Source organism: Mastigocoleus testarum BC008, assembly GCF_001456025.1.
In the GTDB taxonomy this organism is placed as follows: domain Bacteria; phylum Cyanobacteriota; class Cyanobacteriia; order Cyanobacteriales; family Nostocaceae; genus Mastigocoleus; species Mastigocoleus testarum.
This window is the reverse complement of record NZ_LMTZ01000097.1, coordinates 112,196-127,715: the sequence shown is the minus strand read 5'-3', so window position 1 is coordinate 127,715 and position 15,520 is coordinate 112,196. Positions and strand designations below refer to the sequence as shown.

Annotated in this window: 13 protein-coding genes; 11 read left to right on the top strand and 2 right to left on the bottom strand. The window is 37.9% G+C overall.

Annotated features, from left to right (window positions below; genetic code table 11):
* Nucleotides 1–266: 266 nt before the first annotated feature.
* The 3 genes from glyS to BC008_RS21840 all read left to right on the top strand — a co-directional run bounded on the left by glyS (nucleotide 267) and on the right by BC008_RS21840 (nucleotide 5,788).
* Nucleotides 267–2,423: a glycine--tRNA ligase subunit beta gene (glyS, locus tag BC008_RS21850; protein ID WP_027846259.1), complete on the top strand. Its 2,157-nt coding sequence runs from the start codon at nucleotides 267–269 to the stop codon at nucleotides 2,421–2,423.
* Between the two features lie 83 nt (nucleotides 2,424–2,506).
* Nucleotides 2,507–3,940: a UDP-N-acetylmuramoyl-L-alanine--D-glutamate ligase gene (gene murD / locus BC008_RS21845; RefSeq protein WP_027846260.1), complete on the top strand. Its 1,434-nt coding sequence runs from the start codon at nucleotides 2,507–2,509 to the stop codon at nucleotides 3,938–3,940.
* Nucleotides 3,941–4,642: 702 nt separating this feature from the next.
* Nucleotides 4,643–5,788, top strand: coding sequence for a DegT/DnrJ/EryC1/StrS family aminotransferase (locus tag BC008_RS21840; protein ID WP_027846261.1), 1,146 nt, complete (start codon nucleotides 4,643–4,645; stop codon nucleotides 5,786–5,788).
* 23 nt (nucleotides 5,789–5,811) lie between these two features.
* Here BC008_RS21840 and BC008_RS48535 read toward each other — a convergent pair whose 3' ends face one another.
* Nucleotides 5,812–6,033 carry a hypothetical protein gene (locus tag BC008_RS48535; RefSeq protein WP_161938137.1) on the bottom strand — a complete coding sequence of 74 codons (222 nt, stop codon included), beginning with the start codon at nucleotides 6,031–6,033 and terminating at the stop codon, nucleotides 5,812–5,814.
* 805 nt (nucleotides 6,034–6,838) lie between these two features.
* On the opposite strand from BC008_RS48535, the gene BC008_RS21835 reads away from it, so the two are divergent.
* The 8 genes from BC008_RS21835 to BC008_RS49615 all read left to right on the top strand — a co-directional run bounded on the left by BC008_RS21835 (nucleotide 6,839) and on the right by BC008_RS49615 (nucleotide 13,598).
* Nucleotides 6,839–7,360, top strand: a complete 522-nt coding sequence (locus BC008_RS21835; protein ID WP_027842677.1) for a Ycf51 family protein — start codon at nucleotides 6,839–6,841, stop codon at nucleotides 7,358–7,360.
* Nucleotides 7,361–8,287: 927 nt separating this feature from the next.
* A complete protein-coding gene (locus BC008_RS21830) occupies nucleotides 8,288–9,475 on the top strand; it encodes an iron-containing alcohol dehydrogenase family protein (RefSeq protein ID WP_027842678.1) in 1,188 nt (395 codons plus the stop codon).
* Nucleotides 9,472–10,653 (top strand): aspartate aminotransferase, encoded by a 1,182-nt coding sequence (locus tag BC008_RS21825; protein ID WP_027842679.1) that lies wholly within the window; start codon nucleotides 9,472–9,474, stop codon nucleotides 10,651–10,653. The genes BC008_RS21830 and BC008_RS21825 overlap by 4 nt, the downstream gene beginning before the upstream one ends.
* A gap of 61 nt (nucleotides 10,654–10,714) precedes the next feature.
* Nucleotides 10,715–11,053 (top strand): ArsR/SmtB family transcription factor, encoded by a 339-nt coding sequence (locus BC008_RS21820; protein WP_027842680.1) that lies wholly within the window; start codon nucleotides 10,715–10,717, stop codon nucleotides 11,051–11,053.
* A 278-nt stretch (nucleotides 11,054–11,331) separates the two neighbouring features.
* Complete coding sequence (locus BC008_RS21815; RefSeq protein WP_027842681.1) at nucleotides 11,332–12,039, top strand: MIP/aquaporin family protein; 708 nt, start codon at nucleotides 11,332–11,334, stop codon at nucleotides 12,037–12,039.
* A gap of 83 nt (nucleotides 12,040–12,122) precedes the next feature.
* Nucleotides 12,123–12,779: an arsenical resistance protein ArsH gene (arsH, locus tag BC008_RS21810; protein ID WP_027842682.1), complete on the top strand. Its 657-nt coding sequence runs from the start codon at nucleotides 12,123–12,125 to the stop codon at nucleotides 12,777–12,779.
* A gap of 79 nt (nucleotides 12,780–12,858) precedes the next feature.
* Complete coding sequence (gene arsC, locus BC008_RS21805; RefSeq protein WP_027842683.1) at nucleotides 12,859–13,254, top strand: arsenate reductase, glutathione/glutaredoxin type; 396 nt, start codon at nucleotides 12,859–12,861, stop codon at nucleotides 13,252–13,254.
* 161 nt (nucleotides 13,255–13,415) lie between these two features.
* The gene (locus BC008_RS49615) at nucleotides 13,416–13,598 is read left to right on the top strand and encodes a hypothetical protein (RefSeq protein ID WP_058183793.1); all 183 of its coding nucleotides are present in this window, start codon (nucleotides 13,416–13,418) and stop codon (nucleotides 13,596–13,598) included.
* Nucleotides 13,599–13,863: 265 nt separating this feature from the next.
* Here BC008_RS49615 and BC008_RS21795 read toward each other — a convergent pair whose 3' ends face one another.
* Nucleotides 13,864–15,024, bottom strand: a complete 1,161-nt coding sequence (locus BC008_RS21795; RefSeq protein WP_058183792.1) for a class I SAM-dependent methyltransferase — start codon at nucleotides 15,022–15,024, stop codon at nucleotides 13,864–13,866.
* Nucleotides 15,025–15,520 lie beyond the last annotated feature (496 nt).

Sequence of the window (15,520 nt, the reverse complement as noted above, 5' to 3'; positions counted from 1 at the left end):
TAATTCGGGATAAGTCCTCTTCTAATCCTTTTGGTTGGTCATGGATACCTGAGTAACTCCTTACCCCGGAATTTTGAGGGGATACAAAAATATCTCCTTCTCTTCCCACACTCCCCATCCTCCCCACACTTCCCAAACTTCCCACACCCCCCAAACTCCCCAAACTTCCCAAACTCAATTCAGTAACCCCAATGCTTGGTATATCCTGTAAACTGTTGGCATTATTTGATTGATGTCAACCCCGACCAGAAAAAATTGAGTCTCTTATGCCTGCGTTTTTATTAGAAGTTGGTACAGAAGAACTACCTGCAAGTTTTCTCAGCAGCGCCCTAAAGCAACTCCAGGAGCGCGTACCCAAAAGTTTAAGAGAAAATAACGTTAGTTCGGAAGCTGTAGAAGTTTACGGTACTCCCCGACGGTTAGCGGTACTTATTAAAGGTCTACCATCACAACAAGCAGACCGGGAAGAAGAAATCAAAGGTCCGCCCGTTCAAGCAGCTTTTAAAGATGGTCAACCAACTAAAGCCGCAGCAGGTTTTGCCAAAAAGCAAGGGGTTGAAGTTAAAGATTTCACAATTCGCGCGACGGAAAAAGGTGAATTTGTTTTTATTAATAAGCTAATTCCTGGGCGTAAGATCGCGGATATTTTAATGGAATTGGTTTCCCAATGGGTTTGGGGTTTAGAAGGAAAGCGTTTAATGCGTTGGGGTGATGGAGATAAGCGTTTTTCTCGTCCTATTCGTTGGTTGGTAGCTTTGTTAGATGATGCGGTACTACCAATTGAATTTACTAGTGGTTCTGAAACCATTACTAGCGATCGCCTAAGTCGGGGTCACCGGGTTTTACATCCAGGTAATATCAGTATTGCTCAAGCCAAGGATTATGTAACAAATTTGCGTTCTGCTTACGTTTTAGTCGATCCTGCAGAACGGGAAAAGACAATTACTCAACAAGTAAATTCTGAAGTCAAAAAATTAAACGGGGATGTAGAAATATATCCAGATTTACTAGCAGAGGTAACTAATCTGGTTGAATACCCTTGTGCAGTTGTTGGTAACTTTGAACCAGAATATTTAAATTTACCTACAGAGGTAACAACCACTGTAATGGTATCCCATCAACGATATTTTCCAGTTTTCAAAGATAGCGGACACCGGCAATTATTACCAAATTTCGTCACCATCTCTAATGGCGATCCAGCAAAGTCAGATATCATCGCCCGAGGAAACGAAAGGGTGATTCGCGCCCGCTTAGCTGATGGTCAATTCTTTTACAAAACAGATTTATCCAAATCTTTGGAAAGTTTTTTACCAGCACTTGAAACAGTTACTTTCCAAGAGAAATTAGGATCTTTACGGCAAAAGGTTAATAGAATTTGTCAAATTGCTAGCCAAATTTCTACGCAATTAAAGTTAAGCAATGGGGAATCCGAACAAATTCAAAGGGCTGCTTTATTGTGTAAAACCGACTTAGTAACCCAAATGGTCTATGAATTTCCTGAATTACAGGGAATTATGGGACAAAAATATGCTGCTGCTAGTGGCGAACCAGAAACTGTTGCAACGGCTATTTTTGAGCATTATTTACCTAGGGGTGCAGATGATATTTTACCCCAAACCCTTACCGGTCAAGTAGTTGGCTTGGCAGATAGGTTAGACACCTTAGTAGGTATCTTTGGTTTGGGAATGATTCCTAGTGGTTCTTCAGATCCTTTTGCTTTGCGAAGGGCTGCAAATGCTGTAGTTAATATTATCTGGGCGGCAAACCTCAATGTTAACTTACAAAAACTACTACACCAAGTTGTTGCAAATTTTACCGTCGTTCACGAGCAAAATAAAAATCAAGCCGAATTAATTGCTTTGTTGGAAGAATTCTTCCTACAGCGCATCCGCACCTTACTCCAAGAAGAAAAACAAATTGATTACGATTTGGTTAATGCTGTGCTAGGGGAAAACGATCCAGAATATACCCAAAGGGCGTTACAAGATCTATTAGATTTAAGAAACCGCGCTACTTTCTTACAACAAATTCGTGACGATGGAACCTTAGAAAAAATCTATGAAACTGTGAATCGTTCTAGTCGTCTCGCCGGACAGGGAGATTTAGACACAAAGCAGTTAAACCCCAACTCTTTAATTAATCGGGAGTTATTCCAAAAAAATTCTGAAGAAAATTTCTATAATGCCATCGTCGATTTAATTCCTCAAACCGAAGCAGCTCAGCGATCGCGTAATTATCGCAAACTAGTTGTAGCTTTAGAAGAAATTACACCCAGAGTTAGTAATTTTTTTGACGGACCTGAAAGCGTACTGGTTATGGATCCCGATCCAAAAATCAAGCAGAATAGACTACACCTGCTTGGACTACTTCGCAATCATGCCCGCGTGCTAGCAGATTTTGGTGCAATTGTAAAAAATTTGTAGCATTGGTAAATATTTAGGCGTTTAATTTTTCCCAAGAAGCGCTACTATAGGAATCGCTTAACCAGGGATCTCTGCTACAGTCTATGTCCAAAGCTCATGTAATTGGATTAGGAAAATCCGGCGTTGCTGCAGCAAGATTGTTGAAACAGGGGGGCTGGGAGGTAGAAATTGGCGACAGTGGAACCTCTTCAGCCCTGCTGACACAAAAACAAGAACTTGCTCGCGAACAGATAACCGTCAAGTTGGGATATTCACTGGACTTAGAAAGTTCAGATTTGCCCGAATTAATTGTTGTTAGTCCTGGTGTCCCTTGGGATATTCCCCTGTTAGTTAAAGCTAGGGAAATGGGGATCCAAACCATTGGGGAAATGGAACTAGCATGGCGAAATCTAAAATCGATTCCCTGGGTGGGAATTACGGGTACGAATGGGAAAACCACAACTACCTCCTTAATTGCTGCCATATTTCAAGCCGCAGGCTTTTATGCACCAGCTTGTGGCAACATTGGTTATGCAGCTTGCGAAGTAGCACTAGACTACGGGGAACATAAATTAGCAGATCGCAAATTAGCAAATAATACCCATAACACCAAAACACAAACCAAGTATTCCCTAGACTGGTTGGTAGTTGAAATGAGTAGCTATCAAATCGAGTCTTCCTCCACCATTGCTCCCAAAATCGGAGTGTGGACAACTTTTACCCCCGACCATCTCAATCGTCATAAAACCTTAGAGAACTACTACAACATCAAAGCAAGTTTGTTGAAAAATTCTCAATCACAAATATTCAATGGGGACGATCCCCATTTACGAAAATTGGGTTTGGTTCATTGGCAAAATGCTTATTGGACGAGTATTAAAGGTAAAGAAGAACTGGTAAGGAATAAAGGGTTTTACATTACGGATGGTTGGGTTTACCAAGTTACAGAAAACGGTGATGAACCAATCTTAGAAGTATCATCATTAAAAATGGTTGGGGAGCATAACCTGCAAAACCTGCTGCTAGCAGTAGGAACTGCTCGGTTAGCAGGGATTGAAAACAATGTCATAGCCCATGCTGTTAAAGAATTTCCCGGCGTACCCCATCGTCTGGAGCATATCTGTAATTGGCAAGGTATTAAATTCATCAACGATAGTAAAGCCACCAACTATGATGCTGCTGAAGTGGGCTTAGTATCTGTTAAAAGTCCCTTAATTTTGATCGCCGGTGGTGAAGCCAAAGAAGGTGATGATAATGCTTGGTTGGCAAAAATCAAGGCTAAAGCTGCTGCAGTACTACTAATAGGTAACGCTGCACCCCAATTTGCCCAACGCCTGCAAGAAATTGCTTATACCAATTATGAAATAGTTGAAACCATGGAAAATGCAGTTCCTCGTTCGGCAAAATTAGCCCAAGAATTACAAGCCAAGGCTGTATTACTATCTCCTGCTTGTGCTAGTTTCGACAGGTACCGTAACTTTGAGGAACGTGGCAATCATTTCCGCAAGTTATGTTTGACTTGGCAAGAAAATAGTTAATTTTTTAATTGTTTATTTGACTATTTCACTACTTGAATATTTTATTCAAAACTGAGCCTGTCACAGGTCATTTGCCATTAGTTCAGATCGCTAGTTATTTGTTACAAATTCAGGTTATTTATCGTTAGTTTTTAAATTGATTTAAATTGATTTAAATGGCTAATGAATTAAATTTTGGGTTTCAGCTTAGGGGTTTAACTAAAGTATATATAGCAACACTGCGTAACTTGGTTCGGACATAGATGAATCCTGTTTCTCCTACGGACACGCTACACTAACGTTGTAGACGCAATAAAACTTATGAATAGTAAACTTTCGACTTGTAAGTGTTGCTATATATGGGTGTATCTGTCTAAAATATACTTTTTTTCAGTAGATAAACAAATTAGCATAGCGCATGTAAACAAGCAATTAAATGCTAGTAAAAGCAGATGACCGAGACAGATTACTGAAAATAAATTACTCAAGATAAATTGCTAAATATGAATTACTAAACGTATAAATCGCTAAAGATATAAATTACTAAAGATAAATTATTGAAGACAACCGAAAAAATAAATATATACTAGATTATTGATACTTGACTTGTAATATTTGATTTTTAATACTTGATTCTTAAAGTGTATAACTCTGGCTTGCTCGAGTTCATGTTTTATATTTATCATTTTTAAGTGTTTTTAATGTTCCCTCTCCTTCACAACTATGAGCGACTTTGTCAGAGTACCTGCTGAAGGTACTCGCCGTAGGCTAGATTTTCTCAAATCTAAGATTTTAAGTCTAACTAGTGATGTTATTAATTCTGGAGAATATATATCTGGAACAAAGGTCGCAGCATTAGAAAAATATTTAAAGTCGAAATGGGGAAGAAACTCTGTTACCACTAACTCTGGTAATTCCGCTTTACAATTGGCACTGTTAGCTGCTGGTGTTACCCCAGGAGACGAAGTAATAGTACCAGCATTAACTCATATTTCTACTGCCTACGCAGTAAGTGCTGTGGGTGCAATTCCTTCTTTTGTAGATATCGATCCACATACCTTGACCATCGATTTGCAAGCAGTTAGAAATGCAATTCGAGAGGAAACAGTAGCTGTAATTGCTGTACACCTTTACGGTCAAATGGTTGATATGCAGCCTTTAATGGAACTTGCTTCCGAATCCAGGCTGAAAGTTATTGAAGATGTAGCCCATGCGCATGGAGCAAAATACAAAGAGAATTATGCGGGTTGCATCGGCGACTTTGGTTGTTTTTCAATGTATTTGGGCAAAAAATTAGGTGGGTTAGAAGATGGAGGATTTATTACTGTCTCTAATCCTGAAGATGTTTTACAACTGAAAAGTTTGCGAGATCCCGGTAAGGTTGTACTGAACAAATACATTCATCAAGAATTTGGCTTCCGGGCTCGGATGGGTGAGTTTACTGCAGCTGTGATTGGTTTAGAACTAGAATTTTTGGAAGATTGGAACTGTTGTCACCAAGAAATTGCTGCTCGTTATAATGCTGCATTTGCATCTTTACCTTTCCAAACTCCTACAGTCAAGGATGAATGCAGTCGCACATTTTACAAATATGTTATTTTGCTTGATTCCGTACAAGAGCGTTTGGCTTTAGAAAATCGCCTAGAAGCATTAGGAATTCAAACAGAAAATCTATTTTCTAGAACTATTCCAGAACAACCTGTATATGCACTGGGTTTACCTTGTCGGGTAGAACCTCTCACCGTTGCTAAAGAACTCGCAGGGCGTTTATTAAGTTTACCCATATATCCGGAGCTTGAAGAGCGAGAAGTAGACGCTGTAATTAATGCTACGCATCAAGCTTACAAAAAAGTTTTAGTTGTTGATTGATAAAAACAGTTCATATATTATTGCTAGCGATCGCATGAGTACATAGTAACTGCGATCGTTATAACTACTCGGGGAAAAATTAATGAGATGGTGAGTGTGGGAAGTTTGGGAAGTGTGAGGAGTTTGGAATTTTGCTCCCCGGATCCCCTAGGTGAAGTTATACCAAATCCGATTTTTAAAACCCCCTTATATTCTTTGGGATTTCCCCCCACACCTCCCACACCTCCCACACTTCCCTCTCTCAATTCTAAAAAGGGGTAGTGAACCCGCACTTAGTATTAGTTATAGGCGCGGTCTATTTTAACTTTTAACTTGAGTGTAGTGCCATAAGTTCTCTATAACTCAATATTAAATATATCAATATAAATAATTTTGCCTAAATACTTATATGCGAATTAGGGTTTATGGGCACCTAGAATAAAAATAATTACCTTTTACTAATTAAGACTAAAAAGATTTCAAATATAATTAGTGCTCTAATCTCGAGCAAATTAAACATTTTAGCTAACTATAAATCTCCATCATTTAAACTCAGATAATACTTTAATTAATTTGCAAATCATCATGTAAATATTTTTCGGTGTATACACTGGAGGCAAATATATTTTGAAGTTAATAATATGATTATATTCACGTCTCTGACTGTGAGTATGGCTGATTAAATCAGCCATTGTTGCTGATTGTTGGGAAGGTGTAGTGGCACCCCTTAGGGTGTTTTCTGCATAACGGGCATCCTCAAAAGATGCCCTTCTTTATTTATTTAATCTCTTTGATTTACAAAAAAACTAAATCAAATAAACCAGAAACGTTCACAAATAAAATTTTATAGACGATTGAGAGTTAAATATATTTAATTTATACTCATCTAAAAAATACTTAATTATTTATATTTTATATTTATTGATTAATTATTATGATTTTGATGCATACAACTGACATCAAAATCAAGCAGATAAAAATTACCAATCATCAATAGTTAATTACCAAAGCTCGACAAAGTATGCTAATGATATAGAAAATTAATAAAATTTTGAATTAGCAGCCAATTCCATGTTTTCTCAAGCTGATTTTCTGCAGTTTACCCAATGGTCAGGAATCGCCACTGTAGTATTTGCTGTTTTAGCTTTACTAGCTTTTATCCTTAAATGGGGTATTCGTTTCCGATTAGTAGGTACAACTGGTTTTATGTTAGTACTGACAGCAGGTTTATTTGCATTATCCCTTGCACCCTTAACACGAACAGTGGTTCCCGGAGCCCTCCGCTACAGTTTAGTTTATGATAATGGAGCCACAAAAGCAGTCATTGCCACCCCTGTTGAGATTACTCGTTCTGAATTAGAAGCAACTTTACAACAAGCTGCAAGCGATTTATTTTCCTATGGTCGTCTAGCAAGCAGAGGTGAAGATAAATTAATCATCAGAGCGCGGACAGTAATTCATCCAGAAGAAGGTTTATCAGTCCCACTTTATTTAGGTGAAGTCAAACGGTCTCTTGCTAGTCGTGAAGACTCACAGATGGAAATCGAAATCTATCAAGCGAATTTCGAGCGTTTAACGCAATTATCAGCCTAGGGAAATAAATATTTAGTCTAGCCAGGGAAAGAGGTGAAAGTCCTACTGCGGAAATATTCTTCAGTTCTCAAATGCTTCTCAGCCTCAAATTCCCTATATTTTTGATGCTATTAACTCATTGAGATTAGTTACTAAAAAATTTAAGTAAGTTTTTTTCAAATCTATTTAAATCCATATTCACGTAGAGATGTGATTCTGTAAGTCTCTTTAGAATACACTTTAGATGAAGCTATCCCGATACTAGAAGAAAGTCCAATTTGACAACATACTTTAAAATCATCACCTAGTCATTGAAGCAAAAAATGAGTGGGAAAATAAGACAAAGTAATTTTGATGCTTTAAAATTTTTTTGTAACTCAAGACACAATTTGTCAAAAAGTTAGGTAAAATATTGGCATCAAAAATAATCGCACATATAGAAACAGGAAGAATTTTATTTTGATTGTAGTGGATTGTTACTTTAAAAACACCAGCAATTACGCACAGACAACGCAATTTACAGCCGTTGCGATATAAGAAAGCATTCACCGTTTACCTTTTGTGCGGCTCAGGCGCTGTTCATCTCAAACGATTAAAATAAGTCCCAAAGGGACTCCCTATGCTAGGGTAATTAGTGCTTAAGTACTAAACACTTATTAGCTACTAATAAGTCAATAAATAGGTAAACATTGCATTTTTTCTACGCTTACACTTAAGATTTAAGAACGTTAATTGAATTTAAGAAAGTTAATTGATATCACAAATAAAATACTGATTTATCTGGACTAAGAAGTTAAACAAATTCACTCTTGGTTAAAATCGTAATAACTGATAACACAAGCAGCCAGATCGCATTCAATAAGTCGTCAATTAGAAATTGCCACCAAAAAGAATAATATTTTTCATTCTTCTAGAAACCTAGAAGTCTTGGTATTTTTAATTAGTTATATGCCTAATCAACTCACAGAAAAGTCATCAACTCCAACTTCCAATTCTTTGCTTACTCTTGCAGTTGCTCCAGCAAAAGTGATGCGTGGTTCTGGAATTTTAGCAGACTCATCATCAATTATTAAAAATTTGGGAAATCGTCCTTTATTAGTCGCAGGAAAAAAAAGCTTTAGCTTAGCTGAAACACACCTGCAGCCGATAATGGATGCAAAAGAACTCAATTTTGCCAAGTCTTATTACACTCCCGATTGCTCGGAAGCAAGTCTCAAAACTTTGCATAAAGCAGCAAAAGAGCACAAAGCCAATGTTATTGTTGGCGTCGGTGGTGGTAAAGCTTTAGATACAGCTAAATTGCTAGCCCATCAATTAAATTTGCCCGTTGTAACAATTCCGACTTCAGCTGCTACCTGTGCTGCTTGGACCGCACTATCAAATGTATATTCTGATGACGGAGCATTTATTTACGATGTGGGGTTAGCAAGCTGTCCCGATTTATTGATATTGGATTATGAATTAATCAAAACTGCTCCCCAACGAACTCTAGTTGCAGGTATTGGTGATGCGATCGCTAAATGGTATGAAGCTTCCGTCAGCAGCGGACACTCAGAGGAAACTTTAATTATTGCAGCGGTTCAACAAGCACGAGTTTTACGAGATATTTTACTACAGAAATCTTCCGCAGCCCTGCGATCGCCAGGAAGCGATATTTGGTGTCAAGTTGTCGATGCGACAGTTTTGCTCGCTGGGGTCATTGGGGGAATTGGTGGAGCCCAGTGCCGTACAGTTGCAGCCCATGCCGTACATAATGGTTTAACTCATGTTTGCGGGCGTGGAAGCATTCACGGGGAAAAGGTTGCTTATGGAATTTTAGTTCAATTACGCCTAGAGGAAATGTTACAGGGCAATCAGCTCGCAATGGCAGCACGACAACAGTTGTTAAAGTTCTACGCAGAGATTGGATTACCTCAAAAGCTAGCAGACTTAGACTTGGGTGAAATTACTTTGACACAGTTACAAAATGTTGCCCAAATCACTCTAAATCCAAGCTCTGATATTCACCGGTTACCATTTTCAGTTTCCCTGGAACAGTTGATGGCTGCAATGGTTTCCACTACAGCACCAATTGATACGAAAGAATCAACAAATTGTATATCCCTGAGCGGATTGAATAGTGAGGTGGAACAATGAGCTTAAATTGGATCGCCCCAGCCCAACGCATTCAGAAATTGCCTCCTTACGTATTTGCCCGTCTTGACGAACTCAAAGCAAAGGCTAGAGAACAGGGTTTAGATTTGATCGATTTAGGGATGGGTAACCCGGATGGTGCAACTCCACAACCAGTAGTTGAAGCTGCGATCGAAGCTTTGCAAAATCAAAGAAATCATGGTTACCCCCCTTTTGAAGGTACTGCCAATTTTCGTCGAGCAATTACCAATTGGTACTATCGTCGCTACGATGTGAAATTAGATCCGGATAGTGAAGCTTTACCGCTACTGGGATCTAAAGAAGGATTGGCTCATTTAGCAATTGCTTATATTAATCCTGGCGATTTGGTTCTAGTCCCAACTCCCGCATATCCAGCACATTTCCGTGGACCTGTCATTGCTGGCGGTCAAGTTCACAATCTAGTTTTAAAACCTGATAATGGCTGGTTGATTGATTTAGCTAGCATACCAGATGAAGTTGCCAAAAAAGCAAAAATTCTTTACTTTAACTATCCTAGTAATCCCACAGCAGCTACCGCACCGAGGGAATTTTTTGAAGAAATCGTTGCTTTTGCTCGCAAATACGAAATTCTTCTGGTACACGATCTGTGTTATGCAGAACTGGCTTTTGACGGCTATCAACCGACTAGTTTACTAGAAATTCCTGGAGCAAAGGATATTAGTGTGGAATTTCACACCATGTCTAAGACCTATAATATGGCCGGATGGCGAGTTGGATTTGTTGTTGGTAACCGCCACATCATCCAAGGTTTAAGGACATTAAAAACTAACTTAGACTATGGAATTTTTGCCGCATTGCAAACTGCAGCGGAAACAGCTTTACAATTACCAGATAGTTACCTGCAAGAAGTACAACAGCGATATCGTACTCGTCGGGATTTTTTGATTAAAGGTTTGGCCGATTTAGGTTGGCAGATTCCCAAAACTAAAGCTACCATGTATATCTGGGTCCCATGTCCAGCCAAAATTGGTTCTACAGACTTTGCTCTCGATGTGCTGCAGCAAACCGGAGTAGTTGTAACACCTGGTAATGCATTTGGTGTCGGTGGTGAAGGATATGTGCGAATCAGTTTAATTGCCGAATGCGAGCGATTAGGTGAAGCGTTACACCGATTTAAACAAGCTGGTATTCATTACTAAGCGTTGTTATTTTTGCCTGCATTCGAAGTCAATATAAAACACAATTAGGCAACATTAAGTAATGCAAGCACAAACACCTCCCGTTCTTAACACTAATTTGATTGCCGCTGGTTTTCATGCTCTTTCTGAACCTTTGCGGATTAAAGTCCTAGAAATACTGCGCAAGCAGGAAATGTGTGTTTGTGATTTGTGCGACATTTTAAAAGTCAGTCAGTCAAAATTGTCTTTTCACCTCAAAACACTTAAACTGGCTGGCTTAGTTCGTACTCGTCAAGAAGGCAGGTGGATTTACTACAGCCTTAATCTCAGTCAATTTATTGTTTTAGAACAGTATTTAGCTGATTATCGTCGCTTTAGTCAAATATTGCCTGCTAATCCTTGTGGTAATGAATATGAGTAAATAAAGTAGCAAACAAATTAAATTATAGCTATCTTCAAATACGTAATGAACGGGTAGAGACGTTATATTTACGCGTCTCTACCAGTTTTTTAGTTAGTTGTTGATATGTAATATTAATTGGGTATCTTATTATTTAAATGTAATCTAAATCACGTTATACTACTAATTCTTATTTATTCTTCGGAATGATTGACATATCAATTTTTATTGAAATAACATAATGGGTATACATATTGTTTCTTCATTTTTTAATATGGAAACCCTATTCCTAGGTGGTAATGAGATCGAATAAGAAGGGTAATTTACTTAAAATACCAATCCATTATTCCCGAGAGGCGCTAGCAGAAGGGATTGGAACTTTTATTTTAGTTTTTGCTGGTACTGGTGCGGTAATGGTAAACGGCATTAGTAATGGTGCTATTAGTCACTTGGGTATAAGTTTTGTTTTTGGAAGTGTTGTGGCTGCTTTAATTTACGGTATAGGTCATATCAGTGGAGCACATCTCAATCCTGCAGTCACATTAGCTTTTTGGACCAGTGGTTTTTTCCCGAGGAAGCAAGTTCCTTCCTATATTTTTGCACAACTGATTGGCGCGATCGCTGCCTCAAGCTTATTATGTGCAAGCTTGGGAAAAGTCAATAACTTGGGTGCGACCCTACCTCTGAACGATAATTGGTTGCAATCTCTGATTTTAGAGATTGTTCTTACCTTTATTTTGATGTTCGTAATTTTTGGTTCTGGGCTTGACCGTCGAGCTCACATCGGATTTGCAGGTTTAGCAATCGGTTTAACGGTAGGACTTGAAGCTGCATTTATGGGACCAATCACTGGTGCAAGTATGAATCCAGCACGTTCTTTTGGTCCAGCTTTAGTGGGAGGTATTTGGCAATATCACTGGGTATATTGGGTTGCTCCAATAGTGGGAGCGCAATTAGCAGCAATTGTTTATGGCGTGCTTTCAAACGGATTTAGGGATGTTAAGTAGGAGATTGAAATAGAGCCTTTTTCGCTCCTAAGTTCTGCTGTATAATAATCAACTCATTAATATAATTTGTTTGATCGAATGCAATGGTTAACTCAGACTCTCCACCCAGAATCTTATTTTTATATGGCTCTTTACGAAAACGTTCCTACAGTAGACTTTTAGCAGAAGAAGCCGCACGAATTATTGGAGGATTTGGTGCAGAAGTTAAATTCTTCGACCCACGTGAATTACCTGTTCGTGACAGTGTTCTAGAAACCCATCCAAAAGTGCAAGAATTGCGGGAACTTAGCCAATGGTCTCAAGGTCAAGTGTGGTCGTCTCCCGAAATGCACGGTAATATTACTGGAATTTTAAAAAATCAAATTGATTGGATTCCTTTAACTATAGGTTCAGTTAGACCAACCCAAGGTAAAACTTTAGCCGTTATGCAGGTTTCTGGTGGTTCTCAGTCTTTCAACGCAGTTAATACATTACGAATTTTAGGGCGTTGGATGCGGATGTTTACCATACCCAACCAATCTTCTGTAGCCAAAGCATATCAAGAATTTAACGAAGATGGGACAATGAAAGACTCACCATATCGTGACAGAGTAATTGACGTTATGGAAGAACTCTACAAATTTACTTTGTTATTACGCGATCAATCAGATTACCTTACAGATCGTTACAGCGAACGCAAAGAGAAAGCACTTAAGCAAAGTAAAAGTATAGAAAACTGTTTACCTAAATTTGTGAATTGAGTTAAATAAAGCCTACAGTTTCTAAAAAACATTCAAAATTTTCTGAGTAAATCTATTACTATTAACAACTAATCACACCATGAAAAAAGTCATGTTTGTTTGTAAGAAAAACTCCCGTCGTTCTCAAATGGCGGAAGGATTTTCTCGAAGTTTAGGGAAAGGAAAAATTTCTGTTGTCAGTTCTGGTTTAGAAGCAAGTTACGTCGATCCCAAAACAGTAGAGATTATGGCAGAAATTGGAATTGATATTAGCAACCAAACTTCTCAGGCTTTAAGTGATTTTAATCCCGGGGACTACGATGCAGTGATTTCTCTATGTGGATGTGGCGTAAATCTACCTCCTGAATGGGTAACGCGAGAAGTGTTTGAAGATTGGCAACTTGACGATCCTGAAGGTCATGGGATCGAAACATTTCGACGTATCCGGGATGAAGTTAAGCAAAGAGTTGAAAAACTAATTGCTGCTTTGAGTTAGTTTCAAACCTTAATCACTAGCGCATAAAAGTTTATACTCAAAACTCGCTCGGTATTAAATTTAATTTTAATTTTCTATAGAGATATGACAGAGTATAAATGGGTGATTGCAGTCAGAACATTCCAGCGAGAGGTTTGTGCCAACACCATATTAGGCTCTAAATGAGGTTAGTCATAACCTCTGTCACGTCTCTACAGACTACCAATGTAATAGTTGTGGCACTTAAGCAAGATTTAAGTGGCAGGACAGAATTAATTACACTGTGTCATTTTATTCGTATTAGAAATGATTGGGTAAGAAAGATAAAAGATTGGGAATTAGAAAGCTCTAAGGAAACGGCTTAAATAGATTTTGAAACTGATAAATTTTGAGACTGATAGATTTTGAGAGTGAGAATGTTTTTAATATCTATCTTTTGAGTATCTACCTGGGAATTTGTGTTAAGCAACGAAGGAATTAGTTTTCATTAAGATATTAACTACAGAAAGGAATTCAAAATCGTTGCAATATTCATTTTGCGATAAGCCCATAGGGCATCGCAATAAATGGAGTGATAGAAGATTTACAGTTGTGCACTCACGTATAAATCACTCTTAACCTAAAACTAGGTTAACTTTGGTCGACACTGACAAGAGCCATCAGAGTATGTCCAACTCCTAATCCTTTTTGAGTGGAAACTTCTAAGTTATGTAAGTACTTAGCCAGAATTGGCTCGATGATACTAGCGCGGATATTTTCAACTTGAGAATTATCGAGCGACTCTTTTAATTCTTTAGTCAAACCTTGAAATTCAGTGGGTAGAGTAGATTCACATCCATGGACAGTTTCTCCACAAAGTATTGCAGCCTCTCTTATTAATTGATTCCACCAACCTTGAAAAGTTTTAAAGAAATCAATGATTTCGGCTGGTGCTTCTCCCAACTGCACGTCAAACATAAGTTGTTCAAAATCTGTAGTACAATCCACATCCATCAAACTATTAACTAAGTTTCGGTAACGAGATAAGTTCGGAGTAAACTCTCCTGTTGAGGTGTGTCTTCCAACCATTACAGAACGGTCGAAAAACTCTATATTTGACAATTTACAATTCGCTTGTGCTGCTGCTTCATGAATTAGTTGATTTAACTCCTGTGCAGAATAAAAACTCATAGGTGTAAAATCGGCTTCTCCATCGCTTTGGAAAAAGTTCATCCGATAATCCCAACGACTTAAATTCCACTTAGATACCCACTCAATGGAATATTTCCCCAGAACATCAACCACAACCGCAGATCGGGTGTTATGACGACGGATATTTTCAAATATGTTCTGTAGGGCTATTTGTAATTCTGCTGGAGTCAAATGAGAATAAGGGACTCCACAAGAAAGGTACAACTTAAAGGCTTCGTCAGGAAGACTTTGACGAATATCTCCTTGTAAGAACCTTACATAATTACGATGAGAGTGAATAGAACGCGCAGTTTCACACATATCTTGACAAATATCAATGCCAAGATAGTCAATATCATCATCTAAATTTAAACCAGACTCTTTCATTAATTTGCTGGTCAGTAGAGATATTCCGTCCCCAGTTCCACTTCCTATATCTAAAACTTCTAGAGAATTCCCTAAACGATATTCCGTTTGTTCTATAGCTTTACGATAAACCATACAAGAGAATGGTTCTTCCCAATTGACCTTTACTGCATCACGTCTGCTAGGTGATAAATAGTGGTCGGTAGCTTTAGACTTACCATAAACTTTGACAATTTCTTGAGTTTTGGTGCTCATGGTGAACTTTAAGAAACTTTAGCTACATTTTTTATTATCTACCCCAATTGGAATTATGTACAATAATGTACCAATTAATAGAAGTCTCAAATAATCTGTATTCCTTGCTCTATATAGGTTAAAAAATTTTTTAATTTTAATTTTTATCACCTAATTTAGGATATTTAAATTGGTAATTAACAAAGAGCTGAAGTAACCTTAATCAACTTTAGTATTACTGTTGACCTATACTCAATAATAAGTTTGACTAGGGAGGATATGGATAATTTAATTGGTGAACGCGAGGTTAAAAATAACCTCAAAATTCTGTGAATTATAATCATATCACCGCATAGTAATGGATATTATTAAAACATTTAATTTTTGATATTTAGCATTTGCTGAAAAGCTAACATTTAATTTTTAATCTACCGTTAGGTATAATTTTAAGTCCGATTCAAATAAGCACAACCGTCGATTTCTCAAAAATTGCTCGTCATGATCGTTGTATATTTAT

What these genes read in the sequence shown, in the direction of transcription:
- BC008_RS21820 (WP_027842680.1), top strand. Translation starts at nt 10,715, where the DNA reads ATGCAAGCACAAACACCTCCCGTTCTTAACACTAATTTGATTGCCGCT.
- BC008_RS21835 (WP_027842677.1), top strand. Translation starts at nt 6,839, where the DNA reads ATGTTTTCTCAAGCTGATTTTCTGCAGTTTACCCAATGGTCAGGAATC.
- BC008_RS21815 (WP_027842681.1), top strand. Translation starts at nt 11,332, where the DNA reads ATGAGATCGAATAAGAAGGGTAATTTACTTAAAATACCAATCCATTAT.
- arsC (WP_027842683.1), top strand. Translation starts at nt 12,859, where the DNA reads ATGAAAAAAGTCATGTTTGTTTGTAAGAAAAACTCCCGTCGTTCTCAA.
- arsH (WP_027842682.1), top strand. Translation starts at nt 12,123, where the DNA reads ATGGTTAACTCAGACTCTCCACCCAGAATCTTATTTTTATATGGCTCT.
- BC008_RS21840 (WP_027846261.1), top strand. Translation starts at nt 4,643, where the DNA reads ATGAGCGACTTTGTCAGAGTACCTGCTGAAGGTACTCGCCGTAGGCTA.
- BC008_RS21825 (WP_027842679.1), top strand. Translation starts at nt 9,472, where the DNA reads ATGAGCTTAAATTGGATCGCCCCAGCCCAACGCATTCAGAAATTGCCT.
- BC008_RS49615 (WP_058183793.1), top strand. Translation starts at nt 13,416, where the DNA reads ATGAGGTTAGTCATAACCTCTGTCACGTCTCTACAGACTACCAATGTA.
- BC008_RS21795 (WP_058183792.1), bottom strand. Translation starts at nt 15,024, where the DNA reads ATGAGCACCAAAACTCAAGAAATTGTCAAAGTTTATGGTAAGTCTAAA.
- murD (WP_027846260.1), top strand. Translation starts at nt 2,507, where the DNA reads ATGTCCAAAGCTCATGTAATTGGATTAGGAAAATCCGGCGTTGCTGCA.
- BC008_RS21830 (WP_027842678.1), top strand. Translation starts at nt 8,288, where the DNA reads ATGCCTAATCAACTCACAGAAAAGTCATCAACTCCAACTTCCAATTCT.
- glyS (WP_027846259.1), top strand. Translation starts at nt 267, where the DNA reads ATGCCTGCGTTTTTATTAGAAGTTGGTACAGAAGAACTACCTGCAAGT.